Annotated in this window: 19 protein-coding genes; 2 read left to right on the plus strand and 17 right to left on the minus strand. The window is 71.9% G+C overall.

The genetic code is table 11. The features are described 5' to 3' along the window. Nucleotides 1–45: 45 nt before the first annotated feature. The 14 genes from secA to Q5722_RS03765 all read right to left on the minus strand — a co-directional run bounded on the left by secA (nucleotide 46) and on the right by Q5722_RS03765 (nucleotide 16,099). Nucleotides 46–2,871 carry a preprotein translocase subunit SecA gene (secA, locus tag Q5722_RS03700; protein WP_305026864.1) on the minus strand — a complete coding sequence of 942 codons (2,826 nt, stop codon included), beginning with the start codon at nucleotides 2,869–2,871 and terminating at the stop codon, nucleotides 46–48. A gap of 63 nt (nucleotides 2,872–2,934) precedes the next feature. Continuing rightward, nucleotides 2,935–4,155 (minus strand): winged helix-turn-helix domain-containing protein, encoded by a 1,221-nt coding sequence (locus tag Q5722_RS03705; RefSeq protein ID WP_305026865.1) that lies wholly within the window; start codon nucleotides 4,153–4,155, stop codon nucleotides 2,935–2,937. Between the two features lie 7 nt (nucleotides 4,156–4,162). Then, nucleotides 4,163–4,837, minus strand: a complete 675-nt coding sequence (locus tag Q5722_RS03710; protein ID WP_305028324.1) for a response regulator — start codon at nucleotides 4,835–4,837, stop codon at nucleotides 4,163–4,165. A 52-nt stretch (nucleotides 4,838–4,889) separates the two neighbouring features. After that, the gene (gene hpf / locus Q5722_RS03715; RefSeq protein ID WP_305026866.1) at nucleotides 4,890–5,510 is read right to left on the minus strand and encodes a ribosome hibernation-promoting factor, HPF/YfiA family; all 621 of its coding nucleotides are present in this window, start codon (nucleotides 5,508–5,510) and stop codon (nucleotides 4,890–4,892) included. Between the two features lie 51 nt (nucleotides 5,511–5,561). Next, complete coding sequence (locus Q5722_RS03720; RefSeq protein ID WP_305026867.1) at nucleotides 5,562–6,446, minus strand: ComF family protein; 885 nt, start codon at nucleotides 6,444–6,446, stop codon at nucleotides 5,562–5,564. A gap of 68 nt (nucleotides 6,447–6,514) precedes the next feature. Beyond that, on the minus strand, nucleotides 6,515–8,218 hold the full coding sequence (locus Q5722_RS03725; protein WP_305026868.1) for an LpqB family beta-propeller domain-containing protein: 1,704 nt from the start codon (nucleotides 8,216–8,218) through the stop codon (nucleotides 6,515–6,517). After that, nucleotides 8,215–9,816, minus strand: a complete 1,602-nt coding sequence (gene mtrB / locus Q5722_RS03730) for an MtrAB system histidine kinase MtrB (protein WP_305026869.1) — start codon at nucleotides 9,814–9,816, stop codon at nucleotides 8,215–8,217. Before mtrB ends, Q5722_RS03725 begins: the two co-directional genes overlap by 4 nt. A 3-nt stretch (nucleotides 9,817–9,819) precedes the next feature. Then, nucleotides 9,820–10,524 (minus strand): MtrAB system response regulator MtrA, encoded by a 705-nt coding sequence (gene mtrA, locus Q5722_RS03735; protein WP_305026870.1) that lies wholly within the window; start codon nucleotides 10,522–10,524, stop codon nucleotides 9,820–9,822. Between the two features lie 25 nt (nucleotides 10,525–10,549). Next, on the minus strand, nucleotides 10,550–11,992 hold the full coding sequence (gene ahcY, locus Q5722_RS03740; RefSeq protein WP_305026871.1) for an adenosylhomocysteinase: 1,443 nt from the start codon (nucleotides 11,990–11,992) through the stop codon (nucleotides 10,550–10,552). Nucleotides 11,993–12,133: 141 nt separating this feature from the next. Then, nucleotides 12,134–13,069 carry a DUF808 domain-containing protein gene (locus Q5722_RS03745; RefSeq protein WP_305026872.1) on the minus strand — a complete coding sequence of 312 codons (936 nt, stop codon included), beginning with the start codon at nucleotides 13,067–13,069 and terminating at the stop codon, nucleotides 12,134–12,136. Between the two features lie 24 nt (nucleotides 13,070–13,093). Next, nucleotides 13,094–14,113 carry an SIS domain-containing protein gene (locus tag Q5722_RS03750; RefSeq protein WP_305026873.1) on the minus strand — a complete coding sequence of 340 codons (1,020 nt, stop codon included), beginning with the start codon at nucleotides 14,111–14,113 and terminating at the stop codon, nucleotides 13,094–13,096. A gap of 25 nt (nucleotides 14,114–14,138) precedes the next feature. After that, on the minus strand, nucleotides 14,139–14,303 hold the full coding sequence (locus Q5722_RS03755) for a Trm112 family protein (RefSeq protein ID WP_305026874.1): 165 nt from the start codon (nucleotides 14,301–14,303) through the stop codon (nucleotides 14,139–14,141). Further along, nucleotides 14,300–15,676: a phosphomannomutase/phosphoglucomutase gene (locus tag Q5722_RS03760; protein ID WP_305026875.1), complete on the minus strand. Its 1,377-nt coding sequence runs from the start codon at nucleotides 15,674–15,676 to the stop codon at nucleotides 14,300–14,302. The genes Q5722_RS03755 and Q5722_RS03760 overlap by 4 nt, the downstream gene beginning before the upstream one ends. 51 nt (nucleotides 15,677–15,727) lie before the next feature. Then, on the minus strand, nucleotides 15,728–16,099 hold the full coding sequence (locus tag Q5722_RS03765) for a DUF3499 domain-containing protein (protein ID WP_305026876.1): 372 nt from the start codon (nucleotides 16,097–16,099) through the stop codon (nucleotides 15,728–15,730). A 63-nt stretch (nucleotides 16,100–16,162) separates the two neighbouring features. On the opposite strand from Q5722_RS03765, the gene Q5722_RS03770 reads away from it, so the two are divergent. After that, a complete protein-coding gene (locus Q5722_RS03770; RefSeq protein ID WP_305026877.1) occupies nucleotides 16,163–16,609 on the plus strand; it encodes a metallopeptidase family protein in 447 nt (148 codons plus the stop codon). 35 nt (nucleotides 16,610–16,644) lie between these two features. Here the strand turns inward: Q5722_RS03770 and Q5722_RS03775 are convergent, their stop codons facing one another. The 3 genes from Q5722_RS03775 to Q5722_RS03785 all read right to left on the minus strand — a co-directional run bounded on the left by Q5722_RS03775 (nucleotide 16,645) and on the right by Q5722_RS03785 (nucleotide 21,185). Further along, entirely contained in the window at nucleotides 16,645–18,027 is a 1,383-nt protein-coding gene (locus tag Q5722_RS03775) for a DUF5719 family protein (protein WP_305026878.1), read from the minus strand. Beyond that, nucleotides 18,024–20,840, minus strand: coding sequence for a glycosyltransferase family 2 protein (locus Q5722_RS03780; protein ID WP_305026879.1), 2,817 nt, complete (start codon nucleotides 20,838–20,840; stop codon nucleotides 18,024–18,026). The genes Q5722_RS03775 and Q5722_RS03780 overlap by 4 nt, the downstream gene beginning before the upstream one ends. A 90-nt stretch (nucleotides 20,841–20,930) precedes the next feature. Next, nucleotides 20,931–21,185 carry a WhiB family transcriptional regulator gene (locus tag Q5722_RS03785; RefSeq protein ID WP_305026880.1) on the minus strand — a complete coding sequence of 85 codons (255 nt, stop codon included), beginning with the start codon at nucleotides 21,183–21,185 and terminating at the stop codon, nucleotides 20,931–20,933. Between the two features lie 256 nt (nucleotides 21,186–21,441). Here Q5722_RS03785 and Q5722_RS03790 point away from each other — a divergent pair, with 256 nt between their 5' ends. Then, complete coding sequence (locus tag Q5722_RS03790) at nucleotides 21,442–22,203, plus strand: DUF3105 domain-containing protein (protein ID WP_305026881.1); 762 nt, start codon at nucleotides 21,442–21,444, stop codon at nucleotides 22,201–22,203. The last annotated feature ends 48 nt before the right edge of the window (nucleotides 22,204–22,251 follow it).

Below are 22,251 nucleotides of genomic sequence, written 5' to 3' on the forward strand. Positions count from 1 at the left end.
AGGAAGGGGTCCCTCCGGACGGCGCTGGTGTGTGTCAGGTGCGCGTCAGCCGTTGACGCGCGTGGTCAGCCCGGTCGGGCCGCCCGGGGCGCCGTGGCACTGCTTGAACTTCTTGCCCGAGCCGCAGGGGCACTTGTCGTTGCGGCCGGTCCCCTCGTAGGGGTCTGCCGGACCGGCCTCGCGCGTGACCGCGACGTCGCCGTCCTCGGTCGGGCCGGCGTAGGAGAGGTTGCGCAGCGGCTCCGGGGCGGAGAGGCCCTTGGCCTGGACCTGCGGGCGCTGGCCCGTCGGCGGCTCGGCGAAGGCACCCTCGTGCATCGGGCCGTCGTGGCGGGATCCGTCGGCGTGGTAGTGGAACTCGCCCGCCTCGGGCGCCTCCTCGACCTGGACCTCGACGTTGAAGAGGTAGCCGACGGCCTCCTCCTTGATGCCGTCCATCATCGCCGTGAACATCTCGAAGCCCTCGCGCTGGTACTCGACCAGCGGATCGCGCTGCGAGTAGGCGCGCAGGTAGATGCCCTCGCGGAGGTAGTCCATCTCGTAGAGGTGCTCGCGCCACTTGCGGTCGAGGACCGAGAGCAGCACGCGGCGCTCGAGCTCGCGCATCGTCTCGTCGCCGATCTGCGCCTCCCGGGCGTCGTACGCCGCCTGGGCGTCCGTGCGGATCGCCTCGATGAGGGCTTCCCGGTCGAGGCCGGCGACGCCGCCCGCCTTCGCCGTGAGGTCGGCGTGCTTGAGCGAGATCGGGTAGAGCTGGCGCAGCGCCGTCCACAGGGCGTCGAGGTCCCACTGCTCGGCGTAGCCGTCGGTGGCAGCGGTGACGTAGCCGGCGACGACGTCGTCGATGAAGTCGCGGATCAGCTTCTCGAGGTCGGCGCCCTCGAGGACCTCACGCCGCTCGGCGTAGATCACCTTGCGCTGGCGGTCCATGACGTCGTCGTACTTCAGGACGTTCTTGCGGGACTCGAAGTTCTGGCCCTCGATCTGGCCCTGCGCGTTGGCGATCGCGCCGGTGACGCGCTTGTTCTCGATCGGGACGTCGTCCGGCACCTTGAGCATCGTCAGGACACGGTCGACCCAGTCCGACTTGAACAGGCGCATCAGCTCGTCCTGCAGCGACAGGTAGAAGCGGGACTCGCCCGGATCACCCTGACGGCCCGAACGACCACGGAGCTGGTTGTCGATGCGGCGCGACTCGTGGCGCTCGGTGCCGACGACGTAGAGGCCGCCGAGCTCCTTGACCTCGTCGTGCTCGGCCTGGACCTGGGCCTTGATCCGCTCGACGGTCGCGGGCCAGGCCTCGTCGTACGCGTCGGCGGTCTCGCCGACGGGCTCGAGGCCCTTCTTGCGCAGCTCGGCGTCGGCGAGGAACTCGACGGAGCCACCGAGCATGATGTCCGTGCCTCGACCGGCCATGTTGGTCGCGACGGTGACCGCGCCCTTGTGACCCGCGAGCGCGACGATCTTGGCCTCGTCGGCGTGGAACTTGGCGTTCAGGACCGAGTGCGGGACGCCCTTCTGCCGCAGCAGCTGCGAGATGTGCTCCGACTTCTCGACGGAGACGGTTCCCACGAGGACCGGCTGGCCGGCCTTGTTGCGTGCGGCGATGTCCTCCACGACCGCGCGGTACTTCGCCTCCTCCGTGCGGTAGACGAGGTCCGGCTGGTCGATGCGCGCCATCGGCTTGTTGGTGCGGATCGGCACCACGCCGAGGTTGTAGATCTTGTTGAACTCGCCGGCCTCGGTCATGGCCGTGCCGGTCATGCCGGAGAGCTTCTTGTAGAGGCGGAAGTAGTTCTGCAGGGTGACCGTGGCGAGGGTCTGGTACTCCTCGCGGACCTGGACGCCCTCCTTGGCCTCGATCGCCTGGTGGAGGCCCTCGTTGTAGCGACGACCCGCGAGCATGCGGCCGGTGTGCTCGTCGACGATGAGCACCTCGCCGTTCATGACGACGTACTCCTTGTCGTTGCGGAACAGCTCCTTGGCCTTGATGGCGTTGTTCATGAAGGAGATGAGCGGCGTGTTGACCGTGTCGTACAGGTTGTCGATGCCGAGGTGGTCCTCGACCTTCGTGATGCCCGGCTCGAGCACCGAGATCGTGCGCTTCTTCTCGTCGACCTCGTAGTCGACGTCCTTCGTCATGCGGGCCGCGATGCGGGCGAACTCGCCGTACCAGCGCGGCTCGTCCTGCGTCGGACCGGAGATGATCAGCGGGGTGCGTGCCTCGTCGATGAGGATCGAGTCGACCTCGTCGACGATCGCGAAGGCGTGGCCGCGCTGCACGGTGTCGGCGATGTCCGTCGCCATGTTGTCGCGCAGGTAGTCGAAGCCCAGCTCGTTGTTGGTGCCGTAGGTGATGTCGCAGGCATAGGCCTCGCGCCGCTCCGCCGGGGACATGCTCGGCAGGATCACGCCGACGCTCATGCCGAGGAAGTGGAAGACGCGGCCCATCATCTCGGACTGGTACTTCGCGAGGTAGTCGTTGACCGTGACGACGTGGACGCCCTCGTCCGCGAGCGCGTTGAGGTACGCCGGGAGGGACGCGGTCAGCGTCTTGCCCTCGCCGGTCTTCATCTCGGCGATGTTGCCGAGGTGGAGGGCGGCACCGCCCATGATCTGCACGTCGAAGTGGCGCTGGCCGAGGACACGCCTGGCCGCCTCGCGCACGACGGCGAAGGCCTCGGGCATGAGGTCGTCGAGCGACTCCCCCTTCTCCAGGCGGTTGCGGAACTCCGCGGTCTGGCCACGCAGCTCCTCGTCGCTCATCGCGACGAAGTCGTCCTCGATGGCGTTGACCGCCTTGGCCACGGCCTCCAGCTCACGGAGGATCTTGCCCTCGCCGATGCGGAGGATCTTGTCGAGCACGGCCACTGAGGTCGCTCCTGGTGAAGTCGTCGGGAAACGCGGGTCATGCTACCCGCGTCACAAACACGGTCAGTGCACTCCGCTCGCCAGCACGGCGGCAAGGGCAGGAGCGAGGTCGCCGCGCTCCCCCACGACGATCCGCTCGAGGCCCAGCCAGCCCGCGAGACGGCGCAGCTCCGTGGCGAGCTCGGCCGCGGTCGCGTCGGGCGCGGCTGGTTCGGCGAAGGCGCCCGGCACCAGCAGGGTGCCGGTCGCCCGGTCGGCCTTGAGGTCGACGCGGGCGACCGGGCGGTCGCCCAGGAGGAACGGGAGCACGTAGTAGCCGTGCACCCGCCTGGCCTCGGGCACGTAGATCTCGATGCGGTACCGGAAGTCGAACAGCGCCTCGGCACGTGCACGCTCCCAGACGACCGGGTCGAACGGGCTCAGCAGCGTGCGCGCAGCGACCCGGCGCGGCAGCCGCGCCTCCCGGTGGAGGTACGCCGGGCGGCCCCACCCCTCGACCGTCACCGGCAGCAGCTCCCCGGCCTCGACCAGCTCGGCGATCGCTGCACGAGCCTCCGCGACACCCATCCGGTAGTAGTCGCGGAGACACTGCTCGGTGCCGACTCCGTGGCTGACGGCAGCCCGGCGCACCAGCTCGCGGTGCTGCTCCGCAGCCGTCGGCGTCGGCGTCTCGAGGACCACCCGGGGCAGCACGCGGTCGGGGACGTCGTACAGCCGCTCGAAGGAGCCGTTGCGGCCCGCGACCGTGAGGTCTCCGGCGTAGAAGAGGAACTCGAGAGCCTTCTTCACCTCCGACCAGTTCCAGCCCCAGTGGTCCTTGGTACGTGCCGCGCCGCCGGTCAGGTCGGCGTCGATCTGGCGGGCCGTGCGGGCACCGCGCTCGCGGACGTCGGCCAGGACGTCGCGGACCAGGTCGGGCCGCTCGCGTGCGATCGAGCGCGGGCCGCCCCAGGCCCGCTCATGGGCGCGCGCCATCCGGTGCTGCATGAAGGGCCACAGGTCGACCGGCATGTACGCGGCCTCGTGCGCCCAGTACTCGACCAGACGGCGGGGGCGCTCCTCCGCGGCCCGGCGCAGCAGGTCGGTGTCGTAGGGACCCATCCGGGCGTAGAGCGGCATGAACTGGGCCCGCTGCAGCACGTTGACCGAGTCGATCTGGAGCACGCCGGTACGGCCGACCGCGCGGTCGAGCGTGCGGAGCGTCGGCTGCGCGTGCGGGGTGTCGAGGAAGCCCTGGGCGGCCAGCGCGACCCGACGGGCCTGGGCCCGGCTGAGCGACTCCACGCCCGTGCTACGGGATGTCGAGGAGCTTCTCGCGGACGGCGTACATGACCGCCTCCATCCGCGAGTGGAGCTGGAGCTTCTCCAGGATGTTGCGTACGTGGTTCTTCACGGTGTTCTCGCTGATGAAGAGCTGACGCGCGATCTCGCGGTTGTTCATGCCGGTGGCGACCAGGCGCAGGACCTCGAGCTCGCGCTCGGTGAGCCGGAGCGGCGAGACCTGGTCGCGGTCGGGACGTGACATCTGCTTGAACTCGTCGATCAGCTTGACCGCCATCGACGGGCTGATCAGCGACTGGCCGTCGGCCACGACGCGGACCGCCTGGGTGACCTCGTCGATCGAGGAGTCCTTGAGCAGGTAGCCGGACGCGCCCGACTTCACCGCCTCGTAGAGGTCGGCCTCCTCGTCACTGACGGTGAGCATGATGATCTTGGCCGACGGCACCGTCTCCTTGATCGCCACGCACGCCTCGATGCCGGACCGCTTCGGCATCCGCACGTCGAGCAGGACGACGTCGGGGGCCAGGCTGGCGGCGAGGGAGGTGCCCTCCACACCGTCGCCTGCCTGACCCACGACCTCGATCGCCGGGTCCGTGCCCAGGATCATCGTCAGTCCGCTGCGGAACAGCTCCTGGTCGTCGACGACCAGGACCCGGATCGGTTCACGCTCTCCCGAGGGCTGCATCGTGGTCACACGAGCATCATTGCAGACCGTGCCGACACGACCGTGCGGTCGACTAGCCCACGAGGTCGAGGGAGATGACGCCGTAGTCGTAGCCCTTGCGGCGGTAGACCACCGCCGGCCGCTCGCTCTCCTTGTCGACGTAGAGGTAGAAGTCGTGGCCGACCAGCTCCATCTCGTAGAGGGCCTGGTCGAGCGTCATCGGGGTGGCCGGGTGGGACTTCTCGCGGACCACGAGCGGTCCGTCGCCGAGGACGGCGATCGGTCCGACCTGGTGCTCGAGGACGACGTCCTCCGTGGCGGCAGCCTGGGTCGGGACGGACGCGCTCCCGGCGAGCGCCTGCCCGACCGAGACGGGCGTGTGGCGGCCGTGGTGCACCCGGCGGCGGTCGGCCGCACGGCGCATCTGGGAGGCCATCTTGTCGAGTGCCAGGTCGAGTGCTGCCATCTTGTCGGCGGCACACGCCTCGGCCCGCACGACCGGGCCCTTCGTGAATGCGGTCAGCTCGACGCGCACGCTGCGGTCCTGCTGACGGGGGTTGCGCTCCTTCTCCACCTCGACCTGCATGCGGATGATCCGGTGATCGTGCTTCTCCAGGCGTGCGAGCTTCTCCTCGACGTGACTGCGGAACCGGTCGGACACGTCGCAGTGCCGGGCGTTGACCACAATTTCCATGGAGACCTCCGTGATTCCTCGGTGTCGTTGCTGGTTATCAGCGCTCCACCGTCATCCGACGGTGGAGGGACCGGCGAATGGAGTCGTGGTGGTCGACGGCATCGACGTGGGAGCGGGGGCCCGGAGGGGGCGTCCCGCCGCGGCATCCACGGAACCGGACTGACTCCATGCACCGAAACTAGACCCGAACGCCGAACGATGAAAGGACTCTTGCTGAACTTTCGCTGTGGGTCTCACGGAGCGGCGCCGGGTCGCGGCCACGACCGCGACGCCGACGATCTGCACGCCGCTCGCTGCCAACGCGCGCTGCGCCTCGCGGGCCGTCGACCCCGTCGTGAGGACGTCGTCGCACAGCACGACCAGTGCCGAGGGGCGTCGCCGGGCGAGCTGCGCCAGGGACCGGTGGTGCACCCGCATCGCGTGGTCCAGGTTGCGTGCGCGGCCCCGCGCAGAGAGGTCGCGCTGGTCCTCCACCCGGCCCACACGCAGCAGCTCGACGACGACCACCTCGACCCCGAGGCGACGCAGCACGGTCGCCGCGCGGCGACACGTGTCGCGCACCGGAGCGTGGCCGCGACGGCGGGCGGCCCCCGGCCGCGAGGGGACGGGGACCAGGACCACCGGCGCGCCTGCCGCGGACGGCACCAGCCCGCTGACCGCCGCCGCGAGGAGCAGGCCGAGCGGACGGACGAGCCCCAGCCGGTGGTGCTCCTTGAGCCCGAGGACCAGCCCGCGGAGCAGGCCCGCGTACTCGCCGGCGGCGCGGATCGGCGCGAGGCCCGGCGGACAGGGCACGGGCCGGACCTCCTCGGAGGCGACCGGCAGGCTGCGGGCACACGCCCGGCAGAGCTGACGCCCCGGCCGTCGACAGCCGACGCACGCGCTCCCCGCGAGCAGGTCGAGCACCGGATCGACCCATCCCTCGTCGCGCGGCACGCGACCATGTCACCGTCGCTGGTCCTGCGCGACAAGCGCCTCCGGTCGCGCCTGTGGAGAGGCGCCGGTCAGCCGGCCCAGGTCAGCGCGGTCGCCCGCGCCACGGGAGCGGGCTCCCGCACGGGCCCGGTGCCGACCAGGTCGCCCGACGCGGTGACCACCCAGGCGGGCTCACCCTCCGCTCCGGAGGAGACCACCCGGCGTACGTCGTCGAAGATCGTGTCGACCGGCAGGGCCTCGCGGACGTCGTCGGGCGAGCCGTCGAGCGACAGCCAGCGGACCTGGCCGACCCCGCGCCCCTCCGTGAGCGCGACGACGGTCGTGGGCCCCGACCAGGCCAGGTCGCGCAGACCAGACGCCTCCGCGATCGTGACGGCCGGGGAGGCGGTGACGCCGCCGGACCGCCACTGCAGACGGCTCACGACGACGGTGCTGCGACGACCAGTGCGCACCGCCGCGACCAGGCGCGTGCCGTCGCGGGAGACGAGCAGGTCGGCGACGTCCCGGCCGCTGACACCCGGGACCGCGACGACCGCAAGCCTGCTGCCGACCGCGACGGTGACGACGGCCCCCGACGTACGCCGGTCGAGCAGCCAGGTGCGTCCTGCGGCGTCCCAGGCGGGGTGGGCGAGGTCGGAGCCGTGGACGGTCGTGACCTGGCCCGCCGCGTCGAGCGAGCCGATGCGCACCTCGCGCCCGTCGTCGCTCACACCCGCGGCGGCGGTGCCGCGCAGGTCCACGCTGAGCTCGCGCAGCCGCAGGCTCCGCCAGCTCCTGCCCGAGACGGGCGTCGCAGTCGCCCCGTCGACCCGTGCCGGACGACCCCCGACGAGCCCGAAGAGGCCATCGCTGGCGTCGGCGCCCGCCGGGTCGAAGCGACCGGCGCTGCCGACCGGGATCTCGGTGAGACCGCCCTCGAGGGTCAGCGGGGTGTCGTCGACCCGCACCTCGAAGGTCCGGACACCGGGCACCTGGCGCAGCGTCCATGCCAGCTGGGCCGCCAGCTCGGTACGGCCGCCGGGCGACGTCGGAGCCGGGCCGGTGAAGTCCAGCTCGGCGACGCCGTCCGTCACGGTGACGGCCCCCTCGCTGAGGCGGAGCTCCGCCAGCCGGTTCAGGAGCCAGGGCGCAGCCGGGTCGGGTGGTCCCGCGAGCAGCGACCGCACGAGCGCCGTCGCCAGCTGTCCCCCGCGCGGCTCGAAGACCGGCTCCGGGACCAGCACGGAGCGACCGGGGTCGAGGAAGTGCACGTCGAACTGGCCGTACTCGCGGACGAACCAGGTGCGACGGACCAGGAGCGCGTCGGGGAGTGCGGAGATCCGCCACTGGCCCTTCTCCCGCACCAGCCCGAGCCGGACCCGCCGCTCCGCCGCAGGCAGCTCGCCCCGCCACCGTCCACCCGCGTCGACCCACGCGGTGTCCGCGAGCGTCAGGTCCCCGGGAGCGCCGCCGGGCGTGCCGGCGACACCGCCGTAGACGACGACGCGCTGCTGCGGGCGCCATCCGGCAGCCGCGTCCGCTGTGAGGAACTCGCGCGCCGTCGAGGTCTGCACGGGACTCGCGAGCATCGCGTCCAGGAAGCCGCTCACCACCGCCTCGGGCGTCGCCCCCGGGAGCGGGCCCGGCGGGACGTAGCGGATGCCGGCGTCGGACGGCAGCGCGTCGCCCTCCTGGGCCTCGACACCGCCGCTGTCGGGCAGCGAGGCACAGCCGCCCGTCGTGAGCAGCGCCAGGAGCAGACCGGCGACCGCGGTCCGACCCGAGCGCGTCACGGGGCGTCGCCCGCGTCGGAGGGCACGAGGGGCAGCGCCGACTGCCGCAGCAGGGCGCCCGCGCGGCGCGGAACGGTCAGCCGGAACTGGGCGCCCTTGCCCGGGCGGCCCCACGCCTGCAGCCATCCACCGTGCAGATGGGTGTCCTCGAGCGCGATCGAGAGGCCGAGGCCGGTGCCACCCGACGTCCGCGTGCGGGCTGGGTCGGCCCGCCAGAACCGGTTGAAGACCAGGGCGGACTCCCCCACCGCCAGGCCCACCCCGAAGTCACGGACGGTCACGGCCGCCGAGTGGTCGTCGCCGGCCACACGCACCACGACGCCGGTGTCGGCATCGGCGTGGTCGATCGCGTTGGTGATCAGGTTGCGCAGGATCCGCTCGACCCGGCGGTGGTCGACCTCGGCCCTGACCGGCCAGTTCGCGATCTCGACGGTGACGGTGGTGCCCTGCTGCTCCGCCAGCGGTCGCGTCATGTCCACGACGCGACGGGCGAGCTCGCCGAGGTCGAGGTCCTCGACGTCGAGCGCGGCAGCGCCGGCGTCGAAGCGACTGATCTCGAGCAGGTCGCCGAGCAGTCCCTCGAAGCGGTCGAGCTCGGTCTGCAGCAGCTCGGCCGAGCGGGCCGTCACCGGGTCGAAGCCTCCCTTGGCGTCGTGGATCACCTCGGCGGCCATGCGGACCGTCGTGAGCGGCGTACGCAGCTCGTGGGAGACGTCGGAGGTGAAGCGGCGCTGCACGCGCGAGAGCTCCTCCAGCTGGCGGATCTGCCGCTGGAGGTTGGCCGCCATCTGGTTGAACGACTGCGCGAGGCGCGCCAGGTCGTCCTCGCCCCGCACACGGAGGCGCTCCTCGAGCTGCCCCGCCGCCAGGCGCTCCGCGACGCGGCGGGCCATCCGGATCGGGGTGAGGACCTGGTGCGTGACGCCGAAGGTCAGCAGCGCGACCAGGACGAGGAGCAGAGCGCCGGCGGTGAGGAGCGCACGACCGACGAGGTCGATCGTCGCCTCCTCCTGCTGCATCGGGAAGAGGTACTCGATCACGTAGCGGCCCCGGTCGGCCGGGAGCACGACCACGTGGCCGACCGCCACGCCCGCGACGTCGACGTCACGGCGCGACGGGTCGACCGAGTCGATGCGGACGCGCGTGAACGCCCACGACGGGCGGTCGCTGTCGACGAAGTGCCGAGTGAGTGAGCGCGGGACGGAGGAGACGTCCAGCCCCGGCGAGGACCGGACACCCGGTACCGCGCCGCGGCTGTCGCTGACCGGCCCGGTGAGCACGACCCCGAAACCCCGCACCTGCCCGAGCTCGGCGAGCGGCTCGAAGAGCAGCGCCACCTGCTCCGCCGTGTCGTAGTCCGTGCCCGGGATCGCGGCCAGCCGTGTCTCGACCTCGCGGGTCTCGTGGGCGGCCTCGGCGACGGAGGACTTCACCTTGGCGTCCACGAGGCCCGTGCGGATCTCGCTCATGAGGAACCAGCCGGTCGCACAGATGACGAGCGCACCCAGGGCGATCGCACTCAGCACGATCCGGACCTGGAGCGACCGGCGCAGGAACGCCGGACCCCGGCGCAGCGCCACGGTCAGCCGACCGGACATGCCCTAGCTGCGTCCGGCCTTGTAGCCGACCCCGCGCACGGTGACGACGATCTCGGGGTTCTCCGGGTCGAGCTCGATCTTGGAACGCAGGCGCTGCACGTGGACGTTGACCAGACGGGTGTCGGCCGCGTGGCGGTACCCCCAGACCTGCTCCAGGAGCACCTCGCGGGTGAAGACCTGCCACGGCTTGCGGGCGAGGCAGACCAGCAGGTCGAACTCGAGGGGCGTCAGGTTGACCGGAGCTCCGTCGCGGGTCACGGCGTGACCGGCGACGTCGATGGAGACCGGGCCGATGCTGAGGGTCTCCGGGGCGGGAGCGTCGAGGCGGCGTACGCGGGCGCGGATGCGGGCGACGAGCTCCTTGGGCTTGAACGGCTTGGTGACGTAGTCGTCGGCCCCGGACTCGAGACCGACGACCACGTCCACCGTGTCGCCCTTGGCCGTGAGCATGACGATCGGGACACCGGACTCGGCGCGGATCTCCCTGCACACGTCGATGCCGTCCTTGCCGGGCAGCATCAGGTCGAGCAGGAGCACGTCGGGGCGGAACTCGCGGAACGCCGCGAGGGCCTGGTCGCCGCGTGCGCACACGCGGCTCTCGAACCCCTCCTGGCGCAGCACGATCGTGAGCATCTCGGCGAGGGAAGCGTCGTCGTCGACGACGAGGACCTTCCCCTTGGTCGCGAAACCGACCGACTGCTCACTCATCCCAGGACCCCGACGTGCTCGATGCTCAGTAGCGGTAGTGGTCCGACTTGAACGGACCCTCGACCGGGACGCCGAGGTAGTCGGCCTGGGCCTGCGTGAGCTCGGTGAGCTCGACACCGATGGCGTCGAGGTGCAGGCGGGCGACCTCCTCGTCGAGGTGCTTGGGCAGCACGTAGACGCCGATCGGGTACTCGGCCGTCTTCGTGTAGATCTCGATCTGCGCGAGCACCTGGTTGGTGAACGAGTTCGACATGACGAACGACGGGTGGCCGGTCGCGTTGCCGAGGTTCAGCAGGCGGCCCTCGGAGAGGACGATGACCTTCTTGCCGTCGGGGAAGATCCATTGGTGGACCTGGGGCTTGATCTCGTCCTTGACGATGCCCGGGATCTTCGCGAGGCCGGCCATGTCGATCTCGTTGTCGAAGTGGCCGATGTTGCCGACGATGGCCTGGTTCTTCATCCGCTCGAAGTGCTCGACCCGGATGATGTCGAAGTTGCCGGTCGTGGTGATGAAGATGTCGGCGAAGTCGACGACGGACTCGAGGCGCTTGACCTCGTAGCCGTCCATCGCCGCCTGCAGGGCGCAGATCGGGTCGATCTCGGTGATGATGACGCGGGCACCCTGGCCACGCAGGGACTCGGCCGAGCCCTTGCCGACGTCGCCGTAGCCACAGACGACCGCGGTCTTGCCGGCGATCATGACGTCGGTGCCACGGTTGATGCCGTCGATCAGCGAGTGGCGGCAGCCGTACTTGTTGTCGAACTTCGACTTGGTGACGGAGTCGTTGACGTTGATCGCCGGGAAGAGGAGCGAGCCCTCCTTGAAGCGGTCGTAGAGGCGGAGCACACCGGTGGTGGTCTCCTCCGTGACGCCCTTGATGCCGTTGGCGATGGTGGTCCAGCGCTGCGGGTCGTTGTCGAGGGAGCGCGCGAGGACCCGGAGGACCTCCTTGTACTCCTCGTTGTCGGTCGAGTCCTGGCTGGGGACGGCGCCGGCCTTCTCGAACTCCACGCCCTTGTGGACGAGCAGCGTGATGTCGCCGCCGTCGTCGAGGAGCATGTTCGGGCCGATCTTGTTGCCCTCGGCGTCGGTGAAGTCGAAGACCTTCTCGGCCTCGTCCCAGTACTCCGCCAGCGTCTCGCCCTTCCAGGCGAAGACCGGGGTACCGGACGGGGCGTCGACGGTGCCGTTGGGGCCGACCACGACCGCGGCGGCGGCGTGGTCCTGGGTGGAGAAGATGTTGCAGGTCGCCCAGCGGACGTCGGCACCGAGCGCGGTCAGCGTCTCGATGAGGACACCGGTCTGGATCGTCATGTGCAGCGAGCCGGCGATGCGCGCGCCCTTGAGCGGCTGCGAGTCGGCGTAGCGGCGACGCATCTCCATCAGGCCGGGCATCTCGTGCTCGGCGAGGGTCAGCTCCTTGCGGCCGAACTCGGCCAGGGAAAGGTCAGCAACCTTGTAGTCCATGAATTTCCTCAAACGTGAAGAAGGGTGTCTTGCGGTGCATCTGCACTCGTCCGGGATCTCCCGCGCACGACAGTGACCCAGCGTACAAGCGGGGCGCCGCGACGGACGACTCAGCGGCACCCCGGACGCCGCGCGGCGTCCTCAGTGGGCCGCGTCGGGACCCGTGCGGTGCGGGAGGAGGTGGAGGACGACGGCCACGAGGGCACCCACGGCCAGCCCGACGACGGCGGAGCAGCCGGTGTTGACCAGCCAGCCCACCGCTCCCCCGTGCACCGCGTGCTCCAGGTGGTGGACCAGCTCGTACGGACCCTCCCACCAGCCGAGCTCGTGGACGTTGACGAGGAGGATGTGGCCGCCGACCCAGAGCATCGCGACGATGCCCACCGTCGAGAGCGTCGAGAGCACCTTCGGCATGGCCGCGACCAGGCCGCGCCCGAACCTCTGCACGCCGGGCGACTTCCGTCCGGCCAGCAGCAGGCCCACGTCGTCCATCTTCACGATGGCGGCGACGACGCCGTAGACGCCGATCGTGATCGCGATCGCCACCACGACCAGGATCGCCAGGCGGGCCAGGAACGCCTCGTCCTTCACCGAGTCGAGCGCGATGACCATGATCTCGGTGGACAGGATGAAGTCCGTGCGGACGGCGCCGGCGATCAGCTGCTTCTCCTCGTGGGGCGTGTGCTCCACGGTCTCGAGGTCGCCGACGTGGTCGTCGTGGTGCGCGAACGCCTCCCACACCTTCTCCGCACCCTCGAACGCCAGGTAGGTGCCGCCCAGGATCAGCAGCACCGGCAGCGCCGAGGGAAGGAACTGGCTGAGCAGGAGGGCCGCCGGGAGGATGAAGACCAGCTTGTTGCGCAACGACCCGACCGCGATCTTCTTGATGATCGGCAGCTCGCGCTCCGCGGCGATGCCGTGGACGTACTGCGGGGTCACGGCCGTGTCGTCGACCACGACGCCGGTCGCCTTCAGCGTGGCCTTGCCGGCGGCCGCGCCGACGTCGTCGATCGACGCCGCGGCCAGGCGGGCCAGGGCCGCGATGTCGTCGAGAAGTCCGAAGAGTCCAGCGCTCATGGCGCGAAGGCTATCGGGACCCCACTACTCGCCGGCGAGGCCCACCGCGAGGTACTCGGCGGCGTACGTCCCGGCGAGGAGGAGCGAGGCGTAGCGGGCGACCTCGCTGACGGCGTCGCTCGCCAGCGTCTCCACGCGAACGCCGCTGCGCGCGGCCGCCGTCTGCAGCCGGCCGCGCTGCTCGCGCACCACCGGGTCGTCGGCGCCGTCGTCCAGCACGAGCAGCAGCGGGCGCAGGTCCGAGCCGTCGACCGGGTCGTCGAAGAGGTTGCGCGGCCTGGTGGCCTCGATCACGGGCAGCAGGTGCTCGGCGTCTCCGGCCAGCGCGCTGCGTCCCGAGGAACGGCGGAACTGCTCCGCGAGCCGGCGGGCCGCCCGGGCCGCGAGCGTCGAACCGCCCCAGACCAGCGGCAGCGCCTCGGCGAGCGCGATCGCGAGCTCCTTGGCCGGGTTGCCGGCCAGGTCCGTGTGCGGCGACGAGGCGACCGCGACCTCGTCGAGCGAGGCGGCGACCTCGTCGGCAGCGCAGGCGGGGCCGAGGCCCACCCGGTGCAGGAAGTCCAGCATCACCACGGCGGTCGCCAGCTGGTCGCCGGTCGTCGTGGGCAGCAGCGTGGACCAGCGGCCCTCGGCGTGCTCGGCGACCATGGAGCCCGGTCGGCAGGCGACGACGACCTGGCAGCCACGGCGCACGGCCTCGGCGACAGCGGAGGCGGCGGCCGGGTCGGACCCCTGGGGCGCGAGCATGACGACCAGGTCGAGACTGCCCGCCCACCCCGGCAGGCCGGGGGCCGGCCAGGCCACGAACGGCACCGGACACCACGGCTCGAGCACGGCACGGAGCAGACGGGAGTCGGGACCGGCGGCGATGACCGCCCGGGGGCGCTCTCCCCCGCGCTCGGCGACCGCACGCAGGATCGCCTCGCCGGCCTCGCCGGCCTCACGGCGGACGCGGGCGCCGGACTCGGCGAGCTCGCGCAGCCGCTCGTCCGCCGCCGCCAGGGCCGCCGGGTCGTCCAGACGGGCCTCGTCGAACTCGGCCATCACGTCTCCTCCAGGGCCGGGTCGATCAGCGCGTCGCGCGGGCTTCGTCGACGAGCAGGACGGGGATGTCGTCGCGCACCGGGTAGGCCAGGCCACAGCCCTGGCAGACCAGCTCCTCGGCGACCGGGGCGAGCACGCCCTGGCAGTCCGGGCAGCGGACGATGTCCAGCAGACGGGGGTCGATCTTCATCGCTCGCTCCTGATCACGGTGAGTACGGCGTCACGGACCGCGACCATCGTGGCCTGGTCCTTGCCCTCGGCGTTGAGTCGCAGCAGCGGCTCGGTGTTGGAGGCACGCACGTTGAACCACCAGTCTGCGTGCGCGACGGTCAGGCCGTCGAGCTCGTCGAGGGTCACGCCCTCGCGGTCGGCGTACGTCGCCCGGAGCTCGTCGAGGACGGCGGCCTGGTCGGCGACGGTCGAATTGATCTCTCCCGACATCGGGTAGCGCGCGTAGTCGGCCAGCAGCGACGAGAGGGGCTGGTCGGTCTCGGCGAGGGCGGCCAGCGCGTGCAGAGCCGCGAGCATGCCGGAGTCGGCGCGCCAGAAGTCGCGGAAGTAGAAGTGGCCGGAGTGCTCACCGCCGAAGATGGCGCCGGTCTCGGCCATCGTGGCCTTGATGTAGGAGTGGCCGACGCGCGTGCGGACCGGGTTGCCGCCCTGCTCGGTGACGATCTCGGGCACCGAGCGGCTCGTGATCAGGTTGTGGATGATGGTGCCGCCGGGCTCCTTGGCCAGCTCGCGGTGCGCGATCAGGGCGGTGAGGGTCGAGGGCGAGACCAGGGCCCCCTTCTCGTCGACGAGGAAGCAGCGGTCGGCGTCGCCGTCGAAGGCCAGGCCGATGTCGGCACCCTCCTCGAGGACGCGCTTCTGCAGGTCGACGAGGTTCTCCGGCTCGATCGGGTTCGCCTCGTGGTTGGGGAACGTGCCGTCCAGCTCGAAGTACATCGGCACGAGCGTCGCCTGCTCCGCGCCGAGCCGCTCGAAGACCGCCGGAGCGGTGAGGCCGGCCATGCCGTTGCCCGCATCGGCGACGACCTTGAGCGGGCGGCCCTTGACCGGGGCCAGGCTGAGCAGGTGCGCTGCGTACGCCTCCAGGACGTCGTGGCTGGTGATCTCGCCGACGCGGCCCGACGTCGGCGCGGTTCCGGCGAGGACGAGGTCGCGGATCTCGGCCAGGCCCGTCTCCATGCCGACCGGCGCAGCGCCCGGACGGCAGAGCTTGATCCCGTTGTACGCCGCGGGGTTGTGGCTCGCGGTGAACATCGCGCCCGCGTGGCCGAGGCTGCCGGAGGCGAAGTAGAGCTGGTCGGTGGAGGCCAGCCCGATCAGGACGACGTCGGCACCCGCCTGCGCGGCGCCGTCGGCGAAGGCACCGGCCATCCCGGGCGACGAGGGGCGCATGTCGTGGCCGACGACGACGGTCTCGGCCCCGAGGACCTGGACGAACGCCGCCCCGATCCGGTGCGCGAGCTCCTCGTCGATCTGCGAGCCGACGAGGCCCCGGATGTCGTAGGCCTTGAAGATGGCGTGGAGGTTCTCCGCGGAGAGCGTCTCGGACATGGGCCCGAGCCTAGCGGGAGCGAGGGGCGCGCCGTCGGGAGGCGCCCACTCCTAGTCGGAGGAGAGAGCGCGGAGGTGGCCGCGGCGCGCGGTCTCGCGCATCCCGCCGTCGGCGAGGCGCGGCTGGACCGGCTCCGGCGACGGCGCGATCGGGCGGGCCGCCTCGCGGACGGCATCCGCCAGGGCGAGCAGGTCGTCGCTCGAGGGGCCGGCGAGCGAGGGGTCGGCGGCGAGGCGCAGGACCTCCCACCCACGCGGCGCAGAGAGCCGCTCGCTGTGGAACTCGCACAGGTCGTAGGCGTGCGGCTCGGCGTGGAGCGCCAGCGGGCCGACGACGGCCGTCTGGTCGGCGTAGACGTAGGTCAGCGTCATCACGGCCGGGCGGCCGCAAGCAGTCTTGGAACAACGACGGGCTGAACTCACGGAGCAGACGCTACCGCCCGATTCCTCACGTCCGGCTGAGGCTCGCCCATATAGGGTGCGGCCGTGGCTACGAGACCCCGTCGGGACCGCCGCGGGCGCGGCATGCGCGGCCCGGGCGTGCTGCCCGCGTGGGCAGGCGGCGTCCGCTCGATCCCGCCGCGTCCGACGCGTCGCGAGCGCTTCGACGACCTGGTCCTGGCGGTCGCCGACGCGATCGACGCGCGCTGGCAGCGGGAGCTCCAGGCCGTCGGCACCCTCGAGTACGCCGTGGAGGACACGCCGCTGCTGCCCGACGGCTGGGCACACGACTCCACTCCCCTGGCCTCGATGGTCCGCGGCGGCGCCGGGCGCCCGCACCGGCTCGTCCTCTTCCGCCGTCCGATCGAGCACCGGGCTCCCGAGCGCGAGGACCTCGAGGCGCTCGTGCTCACGCTCGTCGTCGAGAACGTCGCCGAGCTGCTCGGGCTGCCGGCCGAGGACATCGACCCCCGCTACCAGCCCGGGGACTGATCCATCCGGCGCGAGCCGCCGCCGGTCCGGTGCCGCTAGCGGGGCGGCCAGGCCGGCCGGACCGCCGGCACGAGGAGCTCGGTCGCGACGGCGCGCAGCGGCAGCAGCGCTGCTCCGTCCTTCGTCTGCGTGCGGACGACCGACGCGACCGGCACGTCGGCGTCGACCGTGACCAGGTGCGCGTGCCTGGGCGCGGCCACGGCCAGCGTGGTGCCCGCGTTGATCTCGAGGGTGGTCTCGCGACCGCCGTCCCACCGCACCGTGACCTTGCCGGTCGTGTCCCCCGCTGTCAGCACGAGGGTCGGCGTGCCGACGTCGGGCACGACCGAGGAGAGGAGCCCCGTGCGCAGCTGGATCGCCGGATGGTGCACCAGGTCCCCGGCGACCACGGCACGGACGCCCGCCGCGACCGGCACGGTCGAGCGCACAACGAGGGAGGTGTCCTCGCTTCCGGTGACCTTCTCCAGCGCCTTGGTCAGGTCGGTGACCACGACCTTGCCGGCCGGGACCCGGATCTGGCCGACACCGCTCGGGGCGAACGTGCTGCGCGCGCCCGCGATGCCCAGCGTCACCTGGGCCTCGCTGGTGCCCGGGTTGACGAGCGTGAGCACGCGCGAGGAGGCCTTGCGGGTCAGCCCCGGCACGACCTGCTCGCGCGAGGGGGACGCTCCGGCGGGCAGCGCATCGGCGCGAAGGGCCTCGCCCACCTTGCCGAACTCGTCGCGCATCGAGGCAGCCAGGCGCCCTCGGGAGACGACGACCCGAACGGCGAGCTCGTGCGCGTCGGGAGCCAGGGACTCCAGCGACAGCGTCGACACCTTGCCGCCGCTGATGGTGAGTCCCCGGGACTGGATGTCCTGGAGCTGGCCGTCGGTGGACCAGATCGTGATGTCGGCGACGGCGGGACCGCCGTCGGGGTTGGCCAGGGTCAGGGTCGAGAGGTGGGACGCACCGGAGCCGGCCCCGACGAACCAGCGGACCCCACCCGGAGCGGTGCACTCGCGGGCGGCGGGACGCGGCTCGCCCAGCCGTGCGCCGACGAGCCCCGGGGCCAGGCCGCCCTCGGCGTGCAGGAGCAGGCCGTCCGGCGAAGAGACGGTGCGGGTGCCGCCGACCGCGAGGGCGAGCGGGGTGCGCGTGCCGCCGGGCTTGCGCTGCGTCAGCGAGCCGGGGTCGGCGCTGGTCGACGCAGAGGCGATCCGGATCGGTCCGCGGTCGGAGGCAGGGCAGAAGAGGTCGGCCGAGGTCAGGGCGTGCGTGGTCGGCTCGTGACGGGCGTCGTCGTGCTGTGTGTCGGCCGGGGCCTGCACGAGCAACGCGAGCAGCGTGACGGCCGGAGCGCCGACGGCGATCGCCGTGGCGGGCCGGACCTTGCGCGCGGTGCCGAGCGCGACGCGGCGGCCGGGGAAGTCGTTCACGCGTCCTCCTCCCGTCGGGTCGGTCCACACAGCACGGCGACGACGACGATCGCGATGAGCTGCAGCGTGACCAGGATGCGGTGCCACCACGGGTCCTCACCGGCGACGGCGTCACCGTCAGCGGTCTTGGTGAGCTGCCACGCGCGGGTGCGCGGGTCCGGAGCGCTGGCCTGGGTCAGGCCGTCGGCCGCATCGAGACCCGCCGCCACCTGCGCCGATGCGGGCGTCGGCAGCAGCACGTAGTCGATGCCGGCGCCGGTCAGGGTGTCGAGCACCTGCGGCGTCGCCCGCGAGACCAGCGAGCGGACCGCCTTGTCCAGCCGCTGGTCGGGACCGGTCAGCGCCAGCACCTCGTCCTCGCCCAGGGTGATGCCGGAGCCACGGTGCACCTCCCAGGTGATGCCCTTGTGGGCGTCGCCGCGGATGACGAGCACGCCGTGACCGCGGCCCTCGTCGGCCGCCTGCACCATGTACGCCGGCACGTCGCTGTGCGTGGGCCGGTCCAGCAGGTTGTCGCCGTCGAACACCCACCAGCCGAGCCCCACCACGGGCCCGGTCACGGCCACGAGGGCCAGCAGCGCACCGCCGACGAAGCGCCAGTCCTGCGAGTGGACGCCGGTGCGCCGGGGCCGCAGGCCCTGCGCGGCGATGACGGCCGCGCAGAGCAGCGCGCCCTGGACCACCACGACCAGGAAGCCGAGGCCCGGGCGGACAGGACCGGCGGGCAGCGAGACGGTGACGTGGCTGAGGATCGCCGCGACCACGGCTGCGACCGCTACCAGGATCCAGCAGGCCAGCACCGGCACGCGGGTGCGCGCACGCAGCAGCGCCGCGAGGCCGGGCACGAGGAGCAGCAGGCCGGCCCAGACCGGCGCACCGAGCCCGCCCACGCGTCCGGCGATCAGGTCGAGGGCCCCCGGGGTCGGCGAGAGCCGGCCGGCCTCGAGGAAGAGCGCCGCGGGATCGTGACCGACCATGCCGACCGCGCCCGGCAGCATGAGTGCCGCGGGCACGAGCAGGACCACGACGAGCGGAAGCCAGACGTCCTTCGAGGCGACGACGTCGCGAGCGAGCACGAAGCCCAGGCCGAGCAGCACGGCCACACCCATCAGCGCGACCAGCCAGGCCGACGGGGTGAAGGCGGTCAGCAGGGCGAGCATCGCGCCACCGCGCCACGCAGCACGCCAGCGGCGGTCCGCCGAGGTCTCGAAGAGGCCGGTCACGACGTGGGCGAACCACGGCAGCAGCGCCGCCGAGGCGACGATGCCGAAGCGACCCTGGCCCCACGCACCCGAGGCGACGGGGACGGCGGCGTACGCGATCGCGCCCCAGAGGGCGACGGCGGTGTCGACGCGACCGGTGACCAGCTCGCACACCGCACGGAGGAAGCGCCATGCGCCCCAGCCGGCGAACGGGACGGCGACCAGGAAGAGGACGGAGACCGCCACCGTGGGCGAGCCGAACAGGACGGTCGCGGCGAGCGCGAACGGCAGGACGTAACCCGGGGCCGGGGCGTCCGTGCCCTGCCCGAGCTGGTGCCAGCCGTCGAGCGCGAGGTGCCACCAGTCACTCGCCTGGGCGGGCGCCGGGCTCAGCGCACCACCCGCGATGGGGCCGAAGGCCACCCGCGCCGCCCACAGGCCGAGGATCGCCGCAGCGGTGATGGCCAGGGCGAGCGGACTGGTGAAGTACCGCGCGACGAGCCCGGTGTCGTCGGCGAGCTCGTCCTCGTCGACAGGCACGGGCGCCGGCAGGCCGAGCCGCTCGGCGCGGGCCACGCGGCGACGGTCGGCGGCGTCGCGGCCCTGCAGGGCGACGGCGGAGGCGAAGTCGGTGACGGTGTCCAGACCGTGCCGGTAAGGCAGCCACCAGGGCGGGCGCAGGCCCGCCGTGTCGCTGACGGCAGGCGGCAGCGAGCGCCGCCGGTGGAGGATGCCGGGCAGGTGACCGTAGGTGTTGAGGAGCGCGGCGAACTCGTCGCCCGCGTGGCCGGGCTGGCGGGCGAGGAGGTAGCCCAGCACCCGGAGCACGGTGCCCAGGGTGAGGCGCAGCAGACCCGGCAGGAACCACCGCTCGCTGTTGACCAGCAGCGTGTACAGCGCGGCCTCGCGCTCGTAGCGATGGGTCCGCGTGCGTCGCCCGGACAGCGCGCTCCGGCGTACGCCGCGGTGGGCGGCCTCCGCGTGGAAGACCACCGCCGTGGGCACCACGACGGTGCGGAGGCCGGCGCGAGCCGCGCGCCAGCCGAAGTCGATGTCGTTGCCGTAGAGCGGGAGGTGCCGGTCGAAGCCGTCGAGCGCCTCGAGCGCGTCGCGGCGTACCAGCATGCCGGCGGTGTTGACCGCGAGGACCTCACGGACCTTGTCGTGCTGCCCCTGGTCGTACTCGCCCCGCTCCAGGCCGGTCTCCCGGCGCCCGGTCGCCGAGAGCGAGACGCCGAGCTCGAGCAGGCGGAGCAGCGACGGCCACTCGCGCAGCTTCGGACCCGCGATGGCGGCGTCGTGCCGCGTGGCGGTCGCGACGAGCTCGGCGAGCGCGGTCGGCGCGGGGTTCGCGTCGTCGTGGAGGATCCAGACCCAGTCGGTGGTCACCTCCGGCAGGAGGCGGGCGATCGCCTCCGGGAACGAGCACTCCTCCTCGCGGACGGCGGCATCGCCCAGCGCCTCCCTCAGCAGGTCGGCGGAGCCGTCGCTGCTGCCGGTGTCGATGGCGAGGAGGCGGTCGGGCTGCCGGGTCTGGCCGGCCAGCCCCTCGAGGACGGCCGGAAGCCAGCGGGCTCCGTCATGGCTGACCAGGAGGGCGGTGACTGTCACGCAAGGGACCCTAACGGGTGAGGAGGAGTGAGAAAACGCGAAGACGGGGGCCCGTCGGGCCCCCGTCGTTCTCCGTGATGGCGCTGCCGGTCAGACCGCGCGCTTCTTCAGCTTGCGACGCTCCCGCTCGGACAGACCGCCCCAGATGCCGAAGCGCTCGTCGTTGCCGAGCGCGTACTCGAGGCAGTCACCCTGCACCTCGCAGGTGTGGCAGACCTTCTTGGCCTCGCGGGTGGAACCGCCCTTCTCCGGGAAGAACGCTTCCGGGTCGGTCTGGGCGCACAGCGCACGCTCCTGCCAACCAATTTCCTCGACGTCCCCGTCGAGCAAGTACAGCTCACGCATGGGAACTCCCCTTTGTGTCGACCCTGAAAACTGCTGGCCCCATGTGTTCCTGGCCTGGTGTCCCACACAACTTCCCCGCTGCGAACGACACTACGGGAATTACATGCCTGTCGTACGCGTGAAGTCAAGCCCGGTTCTGCTATACGTCCGTCCAGTGATTGACGTGTGGGGACCACCCGTAGACTCCGTTCCACTCGCGCGGCCGCACGCCGCGATGACCGACGACTGACACCCCCACGAAAGGTGCCGAGCAGCCGTGGCCAGCTCCTCCTCCGACCGACGCGCCGCCGTCGACAAGATCCGTCGCGACGCCCAGCGCGCCGACCAGCGCCAGGGCCGGGTCATCCTCACCGTCGCCGTGATGGTCGCGCTCCTCATCGTCGGCGGTGCCGCGTTCAAGCCGGTCAAGGACTGGTGGGACCTGCGTTCCCTCAACAAGGTGCAGCTCGCCGACATCGGCGCGAAGGCCAGCGTGTGCGGGCCGCGCTCGTTCAAGTCGGCCGAGGGCGACCAGCAGCACGTCGACCCGGGCACGTTCGTCGACTACTCCAAGGAGCCGTCGCCGCCGGCGTTCGGCCAGCACGAGATCTACCCGGACTCGATCAAGCGCAAGCTCTACACCGAGAAGGACCGCCCGCGGGTGGAGATGCTCGTCCACAACCTCGAGCACGGCTACACGATCCTCTGGTACGACGAGACCATCGCCAAGGACGACAAGCAGATGGACGACCTCCGCGGCATCGCAGCGAAGTTCCAGGGGCAGGACGACTACCGCCTCAAGGTCAAGCTCGTCCCGTGGCTGAAGAAGGACGGCAAGCCGTTCCCCGAGGGCCAGCACGTCGCGATCACGCACTGGGCCAAGACGGTCGCCGACGAGGACAAGAAGATCGCCGAGAAGGCCAAGGTCACCGCCGAGGCCGGCGTGTGGGAGTACTGCAGCGCCGTCTCCGGCGACGCCCTGAAGAAGTTCATGACGGCGTACCCGTATCTCAACAGCCCGGAGCCGACCGCCGCCTGACCGCGCCGGCCCACCCCGCCACACGGACGAAGGGGCGCACCGATCGCG

This window comes from Nocardioides jiangxiensis, assembly GCF_030580915.1.
GTDB classification, from domain to species: Bacteria; Actinomycetota; Actinomycetes; order Propionibacteriales; family Nocardioidaceae; genus Nocardioides; species Nocardioides jiangxiensis.

Bases quoted from the DNA above. Each gene is read 5' to 3' on its own strand.
- mtrA (WP_305026870.1), bottom strand. From the start codon at position 10,524: ATGAGTGAGCAGTCGGTCGGTTTCGCGACCAAGGGGAAGGTCCTCGTC.
- Q5722_RS03760 (WP_305026875.1), bottom strand. From the start codon at position 15,676: ATGTCCGAGACGCTCTCCGCGGAGAACCTCCACGCCATCTTCAAGGCC.
- hpf (WP_305026866.1), bottom strand. From the start codon at position 5,510: ATGGAAATTGTGGTCAACGCCCGGCACTGCGACGTGTCCGACCGGTTC.
- Q5722_RS03750 (WP_305026873.1), bottom strand. From the start codon at position 14,113: ATGGCCGAGTTCGACGAGGCCCGTCTGGACGACCCGGCGGCCCTGGCG.
- Q5722_RS03745 (WP_305026872.1), bottom strand. From the start codon at position 13,069: ATGAGCGCTGGACTCTTCGGACTTCTCGACGACATCGCGGCCCTGGCC.
- Q5722_RS03710 (WP_305028324.1), bottom strand. From the start codon at position 4,837: ATGCAGCCCTCGGGAGAGCGTGAACCGATCCGGGTCCTGGTCGTCGAC.
- mtrB (WP_305026869.1), bottom strand. From the start codon at position 9,816: ATGTCCGGTCGGCTGACCGTGGCGCTGCGCCGGGGTCCGGCGTTCCTG.
- Q5722_RS03755 (WP_305026874.1), bottom strand. From the start codon at position 14,303: ATGAAGATCGACCCCCGTCTGCTGGACATCGTCCGCTGCCCGGACTGC.
- Q5722_RS03785 (WP_305026880.1), bottom strand. From the start codon at position 21,185: ATGCGTGAGCTGTACTTGCTCGACGGGGACGTCGAGGAAATTGGTTGG.
- ahcY (WP_305026871.1), bottom strand. From the start codon at position 11,992: ATGGACTACAAGGTTGCTGACCTTTCCCTGGCCGAGTTCGGCCGCAAG.